This is a genomic window from Dactylosporangium sp. CA-092794 (assembly GCF_050948465.1).
Classification (GTDB): Bacteria; Actinomycetota; Actinomycetes; order Mycobacteriales; family Micromonosporaceae; genus Dactylosporangium.
The window spans coordinates 5412878-5429076 of record NZ_CP192044.1; the positions used below are offsets into that span (position 1 = coordinate 5412878).

General features: G+C 74.8%; 8 protein-coding genes. 3 read left to right on the forward strand and 5 right to left on the reverse strand.

The window, feature by feature from the left end; all coding sequences use genetic code 11:
* Positions 1-42: 42 nt before the first annotated feature.
* From ACQPXD_RS23270 to ACQPXD_RS23290, 5 genes are read right to left on the reverse strand one after another with little or no spacing between them, the layout of a single operon-like run.
* The gene (locus tag ACQPXD_RS23270) at positions 43-1272 is read right to left on the reverse strand and encodes a sulfate adenylyltransferase subunit 1 (RefSeq protein ID WP_432843936.1); all 1230 of its coding nucleotides are present in this window, start codon (positions 1270-1272) and stop codon (positions 43-45) included.
* Positions 1273-1274: 2 nt separating this feature from the next.
* Entirely contained in the window at positions 1275-2183 is a 909-nt protein-coding gene (gene cysD / locus ACQPXD_RS23275) for a sulfate adenylyltransferase subunit CysD (protein ID WP_432841855.1), read from the reverse strand.
* Positions 2180-2914, reverse strand: coding sequence for a hypothetical protein (locus ACQPXD_RS23280; protein ID WP_432841857.1), 735 nt, complete (start codon positions 2912-2914; stop codon positions 2180-2182). Before ACQPXD_RS23280 ends, cysD begins: the two co-directional genes overlap by 4 nt.
* A complete protein-coding gene (locus ACQPXD_RS23285; RefSeq protein WP_432841859.1) occupies positions 2911-3906 on the reverse strand; it encodes an aldo/keto reductase in 996 nt (331 codons plus the stop codon). The genes ACQPXD_RS23280 and ACQPXD_RS23285 overlap by 4 nt, the downstream gene beginning before the upstream one ends.
* A 31-nt stretch (positions 3907-3937) precedes the next feature.
* Positions 3938-5116 carry an argininosuccinate synthase domain-containing protein gene (locus tag ACQPXD_RS23290; RefSeq protein WP_432841861.1) on the reverse strand — a complete coding sequence of 393 codons (1179 nt, stop codon included), beginning with the start codon at positions 5114-5116 and terminating at the stop codon, positions 3938-3940.
* Between the two features lie 370 nt (positions 5117-5486).
* Between ACQPXD_RS23290 and ACQPXD_RS23295 the strand changes: the two genes are divergently transcribed.
* From ACQPXD_RS23295 to ACQPXD_RS23305, 3 genes are read left to right on the forward strand one after another with little or no spacing between them, the layout of a single operon-like run.
* A complete protein-coding gene (locus ACQPXD_RS23295; RefSeq protein ID WP_432841863.1) occupies positions 5487-8795 on the forward strand; it encodes an amino acid adenylation domain-containing protein in 3309 nt (1102 codons plus the stop codon).
* A gap of 39 nt (positions 8796-8834) precedes the next feature.
* Positions 8835-9029, forward strand: coding sequence for an MbtH family protein (locus ACQPXD_RS23300; protein WP_432841865.1), 195 nt, complete (start codon positions 8835-8837; stop codon positions 9027-9029).
* Complete coding sequence (locus tag ACQPXD_RS23305; RefSeq protein ID WP_432841867.1) at positions 9026-16186, forward strand: amino acid adenylation domain-containing protein; 7161 nt, start codon at positions 9026-9028, stop codon at positions 16184-16186. Before ACQPXD_RS23300 ends, ACQPXD_RS23305 begins: the two co-directional genes overlap by 4 nt.
* Positions 16187-16199: the final 13 nt, after the last annotated feature.

The following is a 16199-nucleotide window of genomic DNA, read 5'->3' on the forward strand; positions in this document are numbered from 1 at the left end:
GACATAAAGGTCGGTCGAACAGGAAATGACGTCCCTGGATCCCTAGGCGCCCTTGAGGATCATTCCGGCGCCGACCGTACGGTTGCTCGTCTCATCGATCACGATGAACCCGCCGGTGGTGCGGTTGCGGCGGTACTCGTCGGTGAGCAGCGGCACGGTGGTGTGCAGCGTGACCCGGCCGATCTCGTTGAGCCCGAGCTGGGTGGCGGATTCTTCGCGGTGCAGGGTGTTGATGTCGAGGCGGTAGTGCAGGCCGCGGATCACGGTGTGGGCGGTGCGGGTGGTGTGCTTGATGGCGTAGTGGCCGCCGGTGGTGAGGGGGCGGGTTTCGTCCATCCAGCAGATCATGGCTTCGATGTCCTGGGCGACTGCTGGGGTGTTGTGGGGTCGGCAGATGAGGTCGCCGCGGGTGATGTCGAGGTTGTCGGCGGTGCGGATGGTGATGGACATGGGTGGGTAGGCCTCGGTGACGGGTCCGTCGGCGGTGTCGATGTGGGTGATCCGGGTGGTGAGGCCGGAGGGGAGGACGAGGATGTCGTCGCCGGTCTTGAGTACGCCGCCGGCGACCTGTCCGGCGTAGCGTCGGCCTTCGATGACGTATTGGACGGGGAAGCGGACGTCGACGAGGTTGCGGTCGGCGGCGATGTGCACGTGTTCGAGGTGGTGGAGCAGGGACGGGCCGTCGTACCAGGGCATGCGTTCGCTGCGGGTGACCAGGTTGTCGCCGTGCAGCGCCGAGATCGGGATGACGGTCAGGTCCGGGGCGTCGAGTTTGGCGGCGAACGAGGTGAACTCGTCGGCGATGCGGTCGAAGACGGCCTGGTCGTGGTCGACCAGGTCCATCTTGTTGACGCACAGCACCAGGTGCGGCACGCGGAGCAGGGAGCAGAGGAAGGCGTGGCGGCGGGACTGCTCGACCAGGCCTTTGCGGGCGTCGACCAGGATGAGGGCCAGGTCGGCGGTGGAGGCGCCGGTGACCATGTTGCGGGTGTACTGGATGTGTCCGGGGGTGTCGGCGATGATGAACTTGCGGCGTGGGGTGGCGAAGTAGCGGTAGGCGACGTCGATGGTGATGCCTTGTTCGCGTTCGGCGCGGAGGCCGTCGGTGAGCAGGGCGAGGTTGGTGTATTCGTCGCCGCGGGAGCGGGAGGTGGCCTCGACCGCCTCCAGTTGGTCGGTGAAGATCGCCTTCGAGTCGTAGAGCAGCCGGCCGATCAGCGTCGACTTCCCGTCGTCCACCGAGCCCGCGGTGGCGAACCGCAGCAGGTCCATCATCAGAAGTACCCCTCCCGCTTGCGATCCTCCATGGCCGCCTCGCTGACCTTGTCGTCCCCGCGGGTCGCGCCGCGCTCGGTGACCCGGGTCGCCGCGACCTCGTCGATCACCTTGTCGATCGTGTCCGCGTCGCTGCGCACCGCGGCGGTGCACGACGCGTCACCGACGGTGCGGTAGCGCACCCGCTCCACGAACGGGGACTCACCGGCCCGCAGCGGCAGGAACTCGTTGATCGCGTAGAGCATCCCGCCGCGGTCGACGACCTCGCGGTCGTGGGCGTAGTAGATGCCGGGCAGGTCGATGCCTTCGCGGGCGATGTAGTGCCACACGTCCAGCTCGGTCCAGTTGGACAGCGGGAACACCCGGATCGACTCGCCCGGCGCGATCCGGGCGTTGTACAGCGCCCACAGTTCCGGCCGCTGGTTGCGCGGATCCCACTGCCCGAAGTCGTCCCGGAACGAGAACACCCGTTCCTTCGCCCGGGCCTTCTCCTCATCCCGCCGTGCACCACCGAACAACGCGTCGAACCGGTACTTCTCCACCGCGCCCAGCAGCACGGGTGTCTGGATCCGGTTGCGGGTGCCGTCCGGCGACTCGCGCACCAGCCCGGCGTTGATCGCTTCCGGGACGCTGGCCACGATCAGCTGCACGTTGAGCTCGTCCACCCGCCGGTCCCGGTAGGCCAGGACCTCGGGGAAGTTGTGGCCGGTGTCCACGTGCAGCAAGGGAAACGGGATCCGGGCCGGGTGGAAGGCCTTCTGCGCCAGCCGCAGCATCACGATCGAGTCCTTGCCGCCGGAGAACAGCAGCACCGGCCGCTCGAACTCGGCGACCACCTCGCGCATGACGAACAGGCTCTCGGCCTCGAGAGCATCCAGATGGGAGACGCGATACGGCGGCCGGCTCATCGGGCCGCCGCCGCCGCGACGCGGTGCTCGCGCAGCCGCTCGTAGAACGGCCGATGGTACTCGATCAGGGCGGCCACCCGGTCGGCGTCGGCCGGGTCGATCGGGTGCTCGTTCGCGGCCGTGGTGAAGCCGCTGCTGCGGGCCACGTCGCGGTGCCACGCCTCGGTGCGCGCCCACTCCCGGCGGACGCCCTGGTCCCAGGTCAGGGCCTCGGGCCGGAAGGGCAGCCCGGTCAGCTCGCAGTAGCGGGCGATCACCGCCGGCGGGTCCGCGACCAGGTCGTCGCCGTCGACCACGACAGCGGGGGCGCCGGCGGCCCGGACCGCGGCGAAGATCTCGTACACCCGCTCGAAGCCGATCTCGTCGCGCTCCACGGCCCGGTTCATCGCGTAGTGGGACCCGACGACGGCGGCGGGGTCGCGGATCATGAAGGTGTTGGTGAGCTCGGTGTGCAGGCGGGGGTCGGCCAGGACCGCGTCGTAGCGGTAGTCGGTGGTCTCCTTGACGAACAGCCGCCGGTCACCGGTGCGGGCCCGGTCCAGCAGCAGGTCGAAGAGCTCCTCGATCGAGGTGGCGGTGGCGGTACCGAGCTCGAAGCGGCCGGTGGCGGCGAGGTTGGAGAACGGCTCGTGCACGACGTCGAGGTCGCCGCGCTCGATGATCATGCGCAGGAAGGCGGTGGAGCGCGACCGCGGCACGGCCCACATGACCAGGATCGACGGCGCGCTCACTGCGACCACTCCGTGGGCTCGCGGTCCCAGCGGTGCCGGCGCAGCTCGTCCAGGACGGCGGGGTCCAGCGGCGGAGCGTCGCTGGTGGCGATGTTGGCGTGCACGTGGGCGAGCGTGCGCATGCCCGGAATGACGGTGCTGACCTGCGGGTTGGCGAGGATGAAGCGCAGCGCCAGCGCGGGCAGGCTCACCCCGGCGGGCAGCACGGCCTTGAGCGCCTCGGCCCGCGCGACGCTGGCCTCGAGGTTCTCCGGCACGAAGTAGCTGTTGCGCCAGTCGCCCTCGGGCCAGGTGCTGTCGCGGGTCAGCGTGCCGGTGAGGGTGCCCTCGTCGAACGGGACCCGGGCGATGACGGCGATGTCGAGCTCGGCGCAGACGCCGAAGAGCTTGTCCTCGGGGGACTGGTCGAAGATGTTGTAGATGACCTGCACGGCGTCGATCAGGCCGGTGCCGAGGGTGTCGAGGACGTTCCACGGCTCCCAGCGGTTGATGCTGATCCCGATCCCCTCGACCAGGCCCTGGTCGCGCAGGTCGGCGACGACCCGCTGCCAGCCGGGGTCGCGGGCCCAGGCGTCCTCCCAGACGTGGAACTGCAGCAGGTCGATGCGCTCGACGCCCAGGTTGTCGAGGCTGCGGTCGACGTACTCGCGGATATGGTCGGCGGGAAACACGTCCTCGATGGCCGAGTCGCGGGCCGACGGCCAGCGGCGGTCCTTCGGCGGGATCTTCGTGGCGAGCTTCAGCCCGCCGGGCGGCGGGGCGTCGGCGACGGCGCGGGCGAGGCCGCCGAGCAGCCGCTCGCTGTGGCCGCGGCCGTAGATCCAGGCGGTGTCGAAGAAGTTGCAGCCGAGCCGGATGGCCGCTAACAGGGCCTCGTTGCCGGTGGTGTCGTCGGCACCGGTCCAGCCGCCTTCGCCGCCGCCGATGCCCCACATGCCGTATCCGATCTCGCCGACCTGCCAGCCGAGCCGGCCGAAGGTGCGGTAGCGCATCGAAAGGTTCTCCGTTCCTTGAGGGGTACGGTCACGCCGCGACGGCCAGCGGCTCGCGCCACCGGTTGCCGCCCGTGCCGAACCGGGTCTGCTGGAGCGCGCCGGAGGCGGTGACGTCCACGGCGGTGGGGCGGGCGGTGCCCCGGTGCAGGGTGAGCGTGACGGTGGCCGAGGCCCGGGCCAGCAGCGCGTCGAGGGCGGCCCGGGCGGCCACGGCGGCCGGCTCCGCATACCACGCCTCGTAGACGGCCGCCCCGAGCGTGGCGCTGAGCTGGTCGTAGAGCACCCGCGAGCGCTGGTCCAGGCTGGTCTGCAGGACCCGCTGCCAGGCGGCGCCGAGCACCTCCAGGGCGGGCGCCTCGTAGACGCCGCGGCAGACGGTGCCGATGATGCGCCGCTCGACCACGTCGCGCAGCCACACGCCGTGCCGGGCGCCGAGATCGCGGGCGCGCTCCAGGATGGCGACCGGGTCGGGCCCGCTGCCGCCGATGTCGGTGATGCGGCCCTCGGCGACCGTGACGGTGACCGGCTCCGGCTCGCCGGGGGCGTCGGCGGGCCACCGGCTCCAGCGCGGGCGCAGCGTGCGGGCGTCGACCGGCGCGGCGAGGTCCTCCAGCGTCGCGGACTCGTGCGAGGCGCCGGCGATGGAGGCGTCGGTCGACCAGTCGGCGCCGCTGCCGGCGTCGAGCGGCAGGCCGGCGTCGCGGACCGCGTCGAGCATGGCCTCCCGGCCGGGGAAGCGCAGCAGCGCCTTCGGGTCGGTCCACGGCGCGTAGACGTCCAGGCCAGGGGTGAAGCGGCCGGTGTAGCGGGCGAACCGGCGCTGGTCGTTGCCGCCGCCGACGCAGCCGTGGGCGAGCACCGCGGCGCCGTCGGCCACCAGTCGCGGCGCGAGGTGCTCGACCAGCACGAGCCGGGCGGCGCCCGTGGTGTTCCAGTAGCCGCCGTCGTGGCGGGCCTGGTAGCGCACCAGGTCGAGGGCCAGCTCGGCCATCGGCGCGCGCAGGTCGACCAGGGTCGCCGGCACCCCGCGGGCCCGCCAGGCCGCGACCGTCGCCTCGAGCTCCGCCGGTGGCGCCTGCCCGAGGTCGGCGACCAGGTGGTGGGCGTCGACGCCCTGCTCGGCCAGCCAGATGCCCAGGGCGGTGCTCGAGAGCCCGCCTCCCTGCAGCACGCCGACACGCCGTTCCGCGAGTGGTTCAACATACATGGACGGTATGATATAGGTCGATCTTGAAAAAATAGCAATGCCATTTCGTGAACTGTCGGCAATCACATCAACATCGATGTTCGGGAGGCGATCTTAGGGAATCTGGGCCACACTTGTTCGCGTCCATGTCGCGGGGTACCGTCATTCGCTGTCCTCGCCAACCCGCGACGTTAACGTTTAACGACGTCCCCGCCGGACATTGTTAACGACCCCGAAAACCCCCGCCCATAGTTCGACCACCGCGAATGGCTGCGGATCTGTTACGCCCTTCCGTTCATCATTCGGTCATAGACACAGGTCACAAGCCCAATGTTGCCTCGGCGCCGGTGCGACCGCACCGGCGGCGATCCAGTGCGTCCGGAGCCGCGTCATGACGAGCAACCCCAGCAACGACCGGAACGACCACCACGACCGGGCCGAGCTCGCCGATGCCGTGCCGCACGGCATCGGCGAGGCGCGGGAGTTCCCCCGCGCCAGCTCGGTGCTCGACCTCTTCGAGGCCGTCGTGCGCGACGCGCCGGAGCGCACCGCCGTGCGCCACGGCGCCGCCGGCCTCACGTTCGCCGAGCTGGACACCGCCGCCGGCGCGGTCGCCGCCGCCCTGCACGCCCACGGCGTCCGCGCCGGCGACCTCGTGCCGATCCTCATCGGCAACAGCCTGCACTTCCCGGTCGCCGTGCTCGGCGCGATGAAGATCGGCGCGGTCTACGTGCCGGTCGACCCGGACTGGCCGGCCACCCGCATCGAGGGCGCGCTGCGCCAGCTCGCCTCCACCGTCATCCTCACCGTCCGCGCGACGGCGTCCGCCGCACCCGCACCCGCGCCCGCCCCGGCTGCCGCGCCCGCCCCGGCTGCCGCGCCCGCCTGGGGTGCCGCGTCTGCCCCGTTCGTCGCGCCCGTCCGAGGTGCCGCGCCCGGGTCCGTTCCGGCTGCCGCGCCGCCGCCTGCCCCGGTCGTCGCGGTGCTCGTCGACGAGCTCCCGCCGGCCGCCGGGCCCGTCCCAGCCACCCGGCCCGGCCCCGAGGACCTCATCTACGGGTACTTCACCTCCGGCTCCACCGGCACCCCCAAGTGCACGCTCAACCGCCACCGCGGCCTGGTCAACCGGCTCACCGCGATGTCCGGGCACTTCGGCGCCGGCGCCGGGCAGGTGGTGCTGCAGAACAGCCGCCCGACCTTCGACTCCTCGATGTGGCAGGTGCTGTGGCCGCTCACCACCGGCGGGCGGGTCGTCATCCCCGAGCGGCGCGGCATCCTCGACCTGGAGGAGACCTGCCGGATCATCGGCGGCAACGGCATCACCATCACCGACTTCGTGCCCTCCGTGCTCAGCGCCCTGGTCTCCCTGCTGGAGCTGCGCCCGGAGCTGGTCGCCGAGCTCTCCGGGCTGCGCCGCATGCTCATCGGCGGCGAGGCGGCCAACGGCCACGTCCTGCAGCGGCTGCACGCCCTGCTGCCCGGCCTGAGCGTCACCAACACCTACGGCCCTACCGAGTGCTCCATCGGCTCGGTCTTCCACGACATCGACCTCGACGCGGTGGCCGGCGCGGCGTCCGGGCAGGACGGCGGCATCCCGCTGGGCCGGCCGATCCCCAACACCGCGGCGCTCGTCCTCGACGCCGACCTGCGGCCGCTGCCGCCGGGCAAGATCGGCGAGATCTTCATCGGCGGCGAGTGCGTCGGCGCCGGCTACCTGCACGACCCGGCCCGCACCGCGCAGGCGTTCGTGGACAACCCGTTCGCCGCCGTGCCGGGCCCGAAGCTGTACCGCACCGGCGACCTCGGCCACGTCGGCCCCGACGGCCTGCTGCGCTTCGACGGCCGCCGCGACGACCAGGTCAAGGTCGGCGGGGTCCGGATCGAGCTGGCCGAGATCGAGCGCGCGCTGTCGGAGGTGACCGGGATCCGTGACGCCGCCGTCGTGGCCACCGGCGAGGGCGACGGCCGCGGCCTGGTCGGCTTCTTCACCGCCGGCGCCACCCCGCCCGCGCCGCCGCTCGACGCCATCGCGGCGCATCTGCGCCGGCAGCTGCCCGCCGAGGTGGTGCCGCGCCGCCTGGTGCGCCTCGCCGAGCTGCCGCTGACCCCCAACGGGAAGCTCGACCGGCGCCGGCTGGAGCAGTACGCGACCGAGCGCGTCGCCGAGGCGGCCGGCGCGGACGCGGCCGGCTTCGTCGCCCCGGCCTCCGGCACCGAGGAGCTCGTCGCCGCCGTGTGGCGCGACGTGCTGCGGCTGCAGACCGTCTCCGTCGACGTGGCGTTCACCGACTACGGCGGCACGTCGCTGCTCGCCCACCGCATCGGCGCCCTCTTAGGCACCCGCGCCGGCAAGCCGGTCGACATCGGCGAGCTGCTGCGCGCCGACACCGTCCGCCAGCAGGCCGCGCTGCTGCTCGACGCCGGCACCCCCGGCCCCGGCCCCGCCGCCGGCGGCAGTGGCAGCGGCCTCGCCCAGATGGAGGCCGACCGGCGCGTCGCCGACCTCGGCGCCGTGCGCGCCGCCGCCGCGCCGCCCCGCACGCACCGGGTGCTGCTCACCGGCGGCGCCGGGTTCATCGGCGCGCACCTGCTCGCCGAGCTGCTGGCCCGCCCGACCGTGCAGACCGTCTGCCTGGTCCGCGCCGCCGACGTCACGGCCGCCCGGGAGCGGCTGCGCGCCGCCCTGCGCCGCTACCGGCTCGACGAGGCGCTGCCCCGCTTCGACTACGCCCTCGGCTACGGCCAGCTGCGCATCATCCACGGCGACCTGGCCGCGCCCGAGCTCGGCCTGCACCACGGCGTGTTCACCCGCCTCGCGCACGAGGTCGACGCCGTGCTGCACGCCGGCGCCCGGGTGAACTTCCTGACCGACTACGCCGGCCTGCGCGCCGACAACGTGCTCGGCACACGGGAGCTGCTGCGCCTGGCCCTGGCCGGCGACGGCTGCCGGCTGCACGTGCTGTCCAGCTTCAGCGCGTTCGGCGCCGGCGAGCTGGCCGGCACCGCCGACCGGCCGATCGGCGAGGACCGCCTGCCCGACCCGGCCCGGCCGCCCGCCGACGGCTACAGCCGCTCCAAGCACGTCGTCGAGCACGTGATCGAGGACTGCCGCCGCTACGGGCTGGACTCGGTCGTCTACCGGCTCGGCGAGATCTGGCCGCACAGCCGCACCGGCGTGCCCAACGCCTCCTCGGTGGCACACGGCCTGGTCGCCGCGTGCGCCGCCACCGGCGTCGTCTTCCCGACCGCCGCGGCCACCGACCACCTGCCGGTCGACCTCATCGCCGGGTACATCACCGCCGCGGTCACCGGCCGCCGCCCGGCCGGCGACCGGGTGCACCTGCTGCGCCCCGCCCCGCTGCGCTTCGCCGACGTCTTCGCCGGGCTGGTGGCCCGCGGCGTCGCCGAGCCCGGCGGCTACCCGCGGTTCTGGTCCCGGCTGCACGAGCTCGTCGCGCACGAGGGCGCCGACGAGCTGCTGGTGCGCGCGGCCATGCTGATGCCCGCGCCGCGCGACCCGGGCCCGGACGCCCCGGCCGGCCTGGAGGCGATGTTCACCGACAGCTCCCGGCACTTCGCCGTCGCCGAGTTCACCGCCCACGCGCCGAGCATGGCGGCCCTGGTCACCCGCACCCCGCTGGACGACCTCACGCCGTTCCTCGACCGGCTGGTGCCCTCCGAGGTCGGCGCCGGGCGATGACGGCTTTCGCAAACTCCAACCGACAACGGGAGCACAGCCATGACTGAGCCGACAGAGCACGAGCCGGTCTTCACGGTGGTGGTGAACCACGAGGAGCAGTACTCGGTGTGGCCCGCCGGCCGCGACCTGCCCGCCGGGTGGCGCGAGGCCGGCGTCCAGGGCACCCGCGCCGAGTGCCTCGCCCACATCGCCCAGGTGTGGACCGACCTGCGACCGCTGAGCGTGCGCCGATGACCGGCCCGAAGCACATGACGCTGGAGGAGAAGCGGCGGGCGCTGCTCGAGCTGCGGCTGCGGCAGCGCCGCGACGAGCAGGAGCGGGTCGCGCCGGTGCCGCGCGACGGCGCGCTGCCCAGCTCCTTTCAGCAGGAGGGGCTGTGGTACCTGCACCAGCTCGACCCGGCCGCGTCGGTGTACCACATCCCGCTGGCACTGCGGCTGCGCGGCCCGCTCGACGCCGCCGCGTTAGCCGGCGCGCTGCACCGGCTGGTCGCCCGGCACGAGAGCCTGCGCACCCGGTTCACCGCCGACGGGCGGCAGCTGCCGGAAGCGCCGCCGCCGGCGTGGCCGCTGCCGCGGACCGACGTCGCCGAGGGCGGCCTCGACGACTGGCTGCGGGCCACCGCCGAGCGGCCGTTCGATCTCGCCGCCGGGCCGCTGCTGCGCACCGAGCTGGCCCGGCTCGGCCCCGACGACCACGTGCTGCTGCTCGTGCTGCACCACGTCGTCGCCGACGGCTGGTCGCTGGGCATCCTGTGCGCCGAGCTGACCGCGCTGCTGTCCGCCGGCCCCGGCGCTGACCCGCTGCCGCCGCTGCCGATCCAGCCCGCCGACCACGCCGCATGGCAGCGCCGCCGGCTCTCCGGCGCCGCCCTGGAGGACCAGCTGGGCTACTGGCGGCGCACGCTGGCGGGCATCCAGACGCTGGAGTTCCCGGCCGACCGGCCGCGGCCCGCCCAGCCGACCGGCGCCGGGGCGCTGCTCGCCCGGCCGCTGCCGGACGGGCTCGCCGGGCGGCTGCGCGCGCTGGCCGCCGCCGAGCAGGCGTCGTTCCTGGCCGTGCTGCTGGCCGGGTTCCTCACCGTGCTGCGCCGGTACACCGGACAGGACGACCTCGCCGTCGGGTCGGTCTTCTCCGGTCGTACCCGCTCGGAGATCGAACCGCTGGTCGGCTTCTTCGCCAACACCCTCGTGCTGCGCACCAGCCTGGCCGGCGACCCGACCTTCCGCGACCTGGTGCGCCGCTGCCACGACACCGTGCTCGGCGCCTCCGCCCACCAGGAGGTGCCCTTCGGCCTCGTCGTCGACGCGGTCAACCCGGAGCGGGTCGCCGGGCGCAACCCGCTGTTCCAGGTCAGCTTCACCCTGCAGGCCAAGGCGGTCACCGAGGCCGCGCTCGCGGTGCCCGGCGTGGCGGTCGCCGCGCTGCCCCGCGGCGCGACCAGCGCCCGCTTCGACCTCGCCGTCGCCGCCGAGGAGCGGCCCGGCGACGGCATCGACCTCACCGTGGAGTACTCCACCGAGCTGTTCGACGAGGCCCGCATCGAGCGGTTCACCGGGCACCTCGCCACCGTCCTCGCCCGGGCCGCCGACGATCCCGGCACCCGCCTCGGCGACCTCGACGTGCTCACCCCGGCCGAGCGCACCCAGGTCCTGCACGGCTGGAACCCGGCCCCGGTGCCGCGCCCCGGCGCCGCCCTGCTGCACACCCTCTTCGCGGAGCGCGCCGCCGAGGCCCCCGCCCGGGCGGCGATGCGCTTCGCCGGCGCCGACCTCGCCTACGGCGCCCTCGACGAGCGGGCCAACCGGCTGGCCCACGTGCTCATCGCCGCCGGGGTGAAGCCCCGCAGCCACGTCGGCGTGCTGCTGGAGCGCGGCTTCGACCTGCCGGCCGCCCAGCTGGCGGTGCTCAAGAGCGGCGGCGCCTGGGTGCCGCTGGACCCGCAGTACCCCCGCGACCGCCTCGCCTACCAGCTCGCCGACGCCGGCGTCGCGCTCGTGCTCACCACCGCCGACCTCGCCGACCGGCTGCCCGACGGCGTCGCCACCGTCGTGCTCGACGCGGGCGCCGGCGACGGCCAGCCCGCCACCGCGCCCGACGTGGAGGTCCACCCCGAGGACACCGCCTACGTCATCTACACCTCCGGGTCGACCGGGCGGCCCAAGGGCGTGCTCGTGCCGCACCGGGCCGCCGTGCACTTCTGCCGCAATCTGGTCGAGCTGTTCGGGCTGGGCCCCGGCGACCGCGTGCTGCAGCTGGCCAACCCCACCTTCGACGTGAGCGTCTCGGACTTCTTCGCCACGTTCAGCGCCGGCGCCACCGTCGTCGGCGCGCCCCGGGCCACCCTGTTCGACCCCGACGGGCTGCAGGCGCTGCTGCGCGACGAGCGGATCACCTTCGGCGACATCCCGCCCGCGGTGCTGCGCCTGCTCGACCCGGAGCCGCTGACCGACCTGCGGGTGCTGTTCATCGGCATGGAGCCCTTCGGCGCCGAGCTGGTCAACCGCTGGGCCCGGCCCGGCCGGCAGTTCCACAACGGCTACGGCCCGACCGAGGTCACCATCACCTGCACCGACTACCGCTGCCCGGACGAGCCGCTCACCGCCGCCCCGCCGATCGGCCGCGCGATGGCCAACCACCGCGCCTACGTGCTCGACCCGCAACTGCGCCCGGTGCCGATCGGCGTGCCCGGCGAGCTGTACATGGCCGGCGTCGGCCTCGCACACGGCTACCTCGGCCGGCCCGACCTGACCGCCGAGAAGTTCCTGCCCGACCCCTTCACCGCCGAGCCGGGCGAGCGCATGTACGCCACCGGCGACCTCGTCCGCTGGAGCGCCGCCGGCCAGCTCGAGTTCCTCGGCCGGGCCGACCGGCAGGTGAAGCTGCGCGGCCTGCGGGTCGAGCTGGGCGAGGTCGAGCACACCGTCAACGGCTTCCCCGGCGTGCGGGGCAGCGCGGTCGTGCTCCGCCAGGGCGGCACCGCCCAGGCCCACCTCGCCGCCTACGTGGTGCCCGAGCCGGGCCGCGAGCCCGACCTGGCCGCGCTGCGCGAGCACCTCGCCGAACGGCTGCCCCTGCACATGGTCCCGGCCGCGCTGCAGCGCCTCGACGCGCTGCCGCTGACCTCGTCCGGCAAGGTCGACGAGGCCCGCCTGCCCGCACCGGCGGACCCGGCCGCCGGCCGCCCGGAGCGCCGGGCGCCCGCCACCGGCACGCAGCGGCGCCTCGCCGGGCTGTGGGCCGGCCTGCTCGGCACGGGCGAGGACGAGGTCGGCGCCGACGACACCTTCTTCGGCCTCGGCGGCAACTCGATGCAGTCGATCCAGCTCATCGCCCGCATCCGGGACGCCTTCGCGGTCGACCTGGAGCCCCGCCAGCTCTTCAGCGCCGCCCAGCTCGACCAGCTCGCCGCGCTGGTCGACGGCCTGGTCGGCGGCCTGTCCGCCCCGCCGGGCTCCGGCGCCGGGGATGCCGAGGACGCGGAGATCGCCGAGCTGGAGGCGCTGCTGGCCCGCAAGCGGGCCGCCCGCGAGGGCCGCCAGCAGCGCCCCGGTGAGCGCATCCCGGCGGCGCCGCGCGGCGCGCCGCTGCCCTGCTCGCACCAGCAGGAGGGGCTGTGGCTGCTGCACCAGCTCGACCCGGCCGCCTCGACCTACCACCTGCCGCTCGCCCTGCGCGTGCGCGGCGCGCTCGACGTCGACGCGCTGCGCCGCGCGTTCACCGCCCTGGTCGCCCGGCACGAGAGCCTGCGCACCCGGTTCGAGGAGCGCGACGGGGCACCGGTCCAGGTGATCGACCCGCCGCCGGCCGCCTGGCCGCTGCCGGTGCAGGACGTCACCGACGCCGAGCGGTGGCTGCACGACGGCGCCCGCGCCCCGTTCGACCTCGCCGCCGGGCCGCTGCTGCGCACCTCGCTGGCCCGGGTCGGCCCCGGCGAGCACCTGCTGCTGCTCGTCGTGCACCACATCGTCGCCGACGGTTGGTCCGTCGCGGTCCTCGCCGACGAGCTTTCCCGGGTGTACACCGGGGAAACCCTCGCCCCGCTCGACCTGCAGCCCGCCGACCACGCCGCCTGGCAGCGCCGCGGCGGCACCGGCCCCGACCGGGACGAGCGGCTGGAGGAGCACCTCGCCTACTGGAAGCGGGCCCTGGACGGGCTGCCGGTGCTGGAGTTCCCCGCCGACCGGCCCCGCCCGGCCCGCCCGAGCGGCGCGGGCGCCCAGCTCGGTCGCCGGCTGCCCGACGGCCTCGGCGACGCGATCCGCGGCATCGCCCGGCGCGAGCGGGCCACCTTCCTGGCCGTCGCGCTGGCCGGCTTCGGCGTCGTGCTCCACCGGTACACCGGACAGCACGACCTCGCCGTCGGCTCGGTCTTCTCCGGCCGCACCCGCTCCGAGCTGGAGCCGCTGGTCGGCTACTTCGCCAACGTCGTCGTGCTGCGCACCAGCACCGCCGGCCGGCCCACCTTCGCCGAGCTGGTCCGCCGCTGCCACGACACGGTCCTCGACGCGACCGCCCACCAGGACGTGCCGTTCGGCCTCGTCGTCGACGTGCTGCAGCCCGAGCGGGTGCCCGGCCGCAACCCGCTGTTCCAGGTCAGCTTCACCCTGCAGACCGCCGAGGTCGCCGGGGCCGAGGTCCGCCTCGGCGGCGCGGCCGTCGAGCCGGTCCCGGCCGGCACCGACGGCGCCCGCTTCGACCTGACCATCGCCCTCACCGACGGCCCGGACGGCGCGCTGGAGCTCGCGGCCGAGTACTCCACCGAACTCTTCGACGCCGGCCGGATCGAACGGCTCGTCGAGCACCTCACCACCGTGCTCCAGGCGGCCACGGAGGCGCCGGACACCCCGATCGACGCGCTGCCCCTGCTCGGCCGGGCGGAACTGCGGACCGTCGTGCGCGACTGGAACCCGGCCCCGGTGCACCGGCCCGGCGGCCTGCTGCACGAGCTGGCCGCCCGGCACGCGGCGGCCCGGCCCGGGCACGCCGCCATGCGCTTCGCCGGCGCCGAGCTCACCTACGCCGAGCTGGAGGAGCGGGCGAACCGGCTGGCCCGGGTCCTCGCCGAGGACCACGGCGTCGGGCCCGGGGACCGCGTCGGCGTGCTGCTCGACCGCGGCCTCGACCAGCCGGTGGCCCAGGCGGCGGTGCTCAAGACGGGCGCGGCCTGGCTGCCGATCGACCCGCACTACCCGGCCCAGCGCATCGCCTTCCAGCTTGCCGATGGAGGGGTACCGGTGGTGCTCACCACCACGGCGCTGGCCGACCGGCTGCCGGAGGGGCTGCCCCGGCTGCGGCTCGACGACCCGGCGACCGCCGCGCGGCTGGCCGGGGAGCCGGCCACCGCCCCGGCCGTCGACGTCCGGCCGGAGGATCTGGCGTACATCATGTACACCTCCGGCTCGACCGGCACGCCGAAGGGCGTGATGATCCCGCACCGGGCCGCCGTGCAGTTCGCGCGGAGCACCGCCGTGCGCTACGCGATCACCGAGCGGGACCGGCTCGCGCAGGTCGCCAACACCGCGTTCGACGTGTCGATCTTCGACTTCTACGCGGCGTTCGCCGGCGGGGCGACGGTGGTCGGCGCCCCCCGCGGGACGCTGGCCGACCCGGCCGCCCTCGGCGAGCTGCTGCGCGACGAGCGGATCACCGTGACCTACGTGCCGCCCGCCCTGCTGGGCCTCATGGACCCCGGCGTGCCGCGGGACCTGCGGCTGGTGATGGTGGCCGGCGAGACCTGCCCGGCCGAGCTGGCCGGCCGCTGGTCCGCGCCGCACCGCGACTTCCGCAACGGCTACGGCCCGACCGAGACCACCGTGATCAGCACCGACTACCCGTGCCGGCCCGGCGGGTTCGACGGCCGCCCGCCGATCGGCCGGCCGATGGACAACCAGCTGGTGTACGTCCTCGACGCCGGCCTGCGCCCGGTCCCGATCGGCGTGACCGGCCAGCTCTACATCGGCGGCGCCGGCCTGGCCCGCGGCTACCACGGCCGGCCCGACCTCACCGCGGACAGGTTCGTCCCCGACCCGTTCGCCGCCGAGCCGGGCGCGCGCATGTACGCCACCGGCGACCTCGCCCGCTGGCGCGCCGACGGCAACCTCGACTTCGTCGGCCGGGCCGACCGGCAGGTGCAGATCCGTGGCATGCGCATCGAGCCGGGCGAGATCGAGTACGCCCTGGCCGCCCAGCCCGGCGTCCGGCAGGCCGTCGTGCTGGTCAAGGACGCCGGCACCGCCAACGCCCGGCTGGTCGCCTACGCCGTGCCCGAGGCCGGGCCCGCACCCGACCCGGCGGCGCTGCGCGACCGGCTCGGCGAGCAGTTGCCGCCGCACATGGTCCCGCGGCAGCTGCTGGTCCTGCCGGAGCTGCCCCGCGACGCCAACGGCAAGATCGACGTCCGGCGGCTGCCCGACCCGGGCGACGCCGCCGGCGCCGGGCACGTCCCGCCCGCCGGGGCCACCCAGCACCGCCTCGCCGGGATCTGGAGCGCGGTGCTCGGGGTGCCCGCCGAGCGGGTCGGCGCCCACGACACGTTCTTCGATCTCGGCGGCAACTCGCTGCAGACCGCCCAGCTGATCACCCGCATCCGCGAGGCGACCGGCGCCGCCCTGCACCCGCGCGAACTGTTCGCCAACCCGACGCTCGAGCGGCTCGCGGCCCGCATCGACGGCGCGCACGAGGGCGGCGAACCGGCCGGCGACCCCGGCTCGCCGCTGGTGCCGCTGCGGGCCGGCGGCGACCGGGCGCCGCTGTTCCTCGTGCACGCCGTCGGCGGCACCGTCGGGCCGTACCTGCCCCTTGCCGGGCTGCTGGGCGCCGACCGGCCCGTCCACGGCCTGCAGGGCAGCGCCGGCGACGACGGGGTGCCCGGCCTCGCCGCCGCCTACACCGAGGCGATCCGGGGCGTCCAGCCGCACGGGCCGTACCACATCGGCGGCTGGTCCTTCGGCGGGACCGTCGCGGTGGAGATCGGCCGGCGGCTGCTCGCGGCCGGGGAGCCGGTGGCGTTCGTCGCGCTGCTCGACACCGGCCTGCCCCCGGCGGAGGCGTTCGACGAGGCCTTCGCGGAGGCACGGCTGCGCGACTGGTTCGCCGAGGACCTGGCCGGCGCCGGCGTGGACCTCGCGGCGCTGGGCGACGAGCTCGACGCCCGGTTCGCGGCGTTCGCGGCCAACACCCGGGCGTTCCTCGCGCACCGGCCGGAGTCCTACCCCGGGCGGCTGGTGTACCTGGCCGCCGCCGAGGACGACCCGGACGCCGGGCGCTGGCGGGCGCTGGCCGGCGCGTTCGAGCGGCACACGATCGGCGGCGACCACTACACGCTGCTGCGCCCGCCGCATCTGGCCACCGTGGCCCGCATCCTCGACACCCTGCTCAGCGAGCGCTAAGGAGCACCGACCG

What these genes read in the sequence shown, in the direction of transcription:
- ACQPXD_RS23270 (WP_432843936.1), bottom strand. Translation starts at nt 1,272, where the DNA reads ATGGACCTGCTGCGGTTCGCCACCGCGGGCTCGGTGGACGACGGGAAG.
- cysD (WP_432841855.1), bottom strand. Translation starts at nt 2,183, where the DNA reads ATGAGCCGGCCGCCGTATCGCGTCTCCCATCTGGATGCTCTCGAGGCC.
- ACQPXD_RS23285 (WP_432841859.1), bottom strand. Translation starts at nt 3,906, where the DNA reads ATGCGCTACCGCACCTTCGGCCGGCTCGGCTGGCAGGTCGGCGAGATC.
- ACQPXD_RS23290 (WP_432841861.1), bottom strand. Translation starts at nt 5,116, where the DNA reads ATGTATGTTGAACCACTCGCGGAACGGCGTGTCGGCGTGCTGCAGGGA.
- ACQPXD_RS23295 (WP_432841863.1), top strand. Translation starts at nt 5,487, where the DNA reads ATGACGAGCAACCCCAGCAACGACCGGAACGACCACCACGACCGGGCC.
- ACQPXD_RS23300 (WP_432841865.1), top strand. Translation starts at nt 8,835, where the DNA reads ATGACTGAGCCGACAGAGCACGAGCCGGTCTTCACGGTGGTGGTGAAC.
- ACQPXD_RS23305 (WP_432841867.1), top strand. Translation starts at nt 9,026, where the DNA reads ATGACCGGCCCGAAGCACATGACGCTGGAGGAGAAGCGGCGGGCGCTG.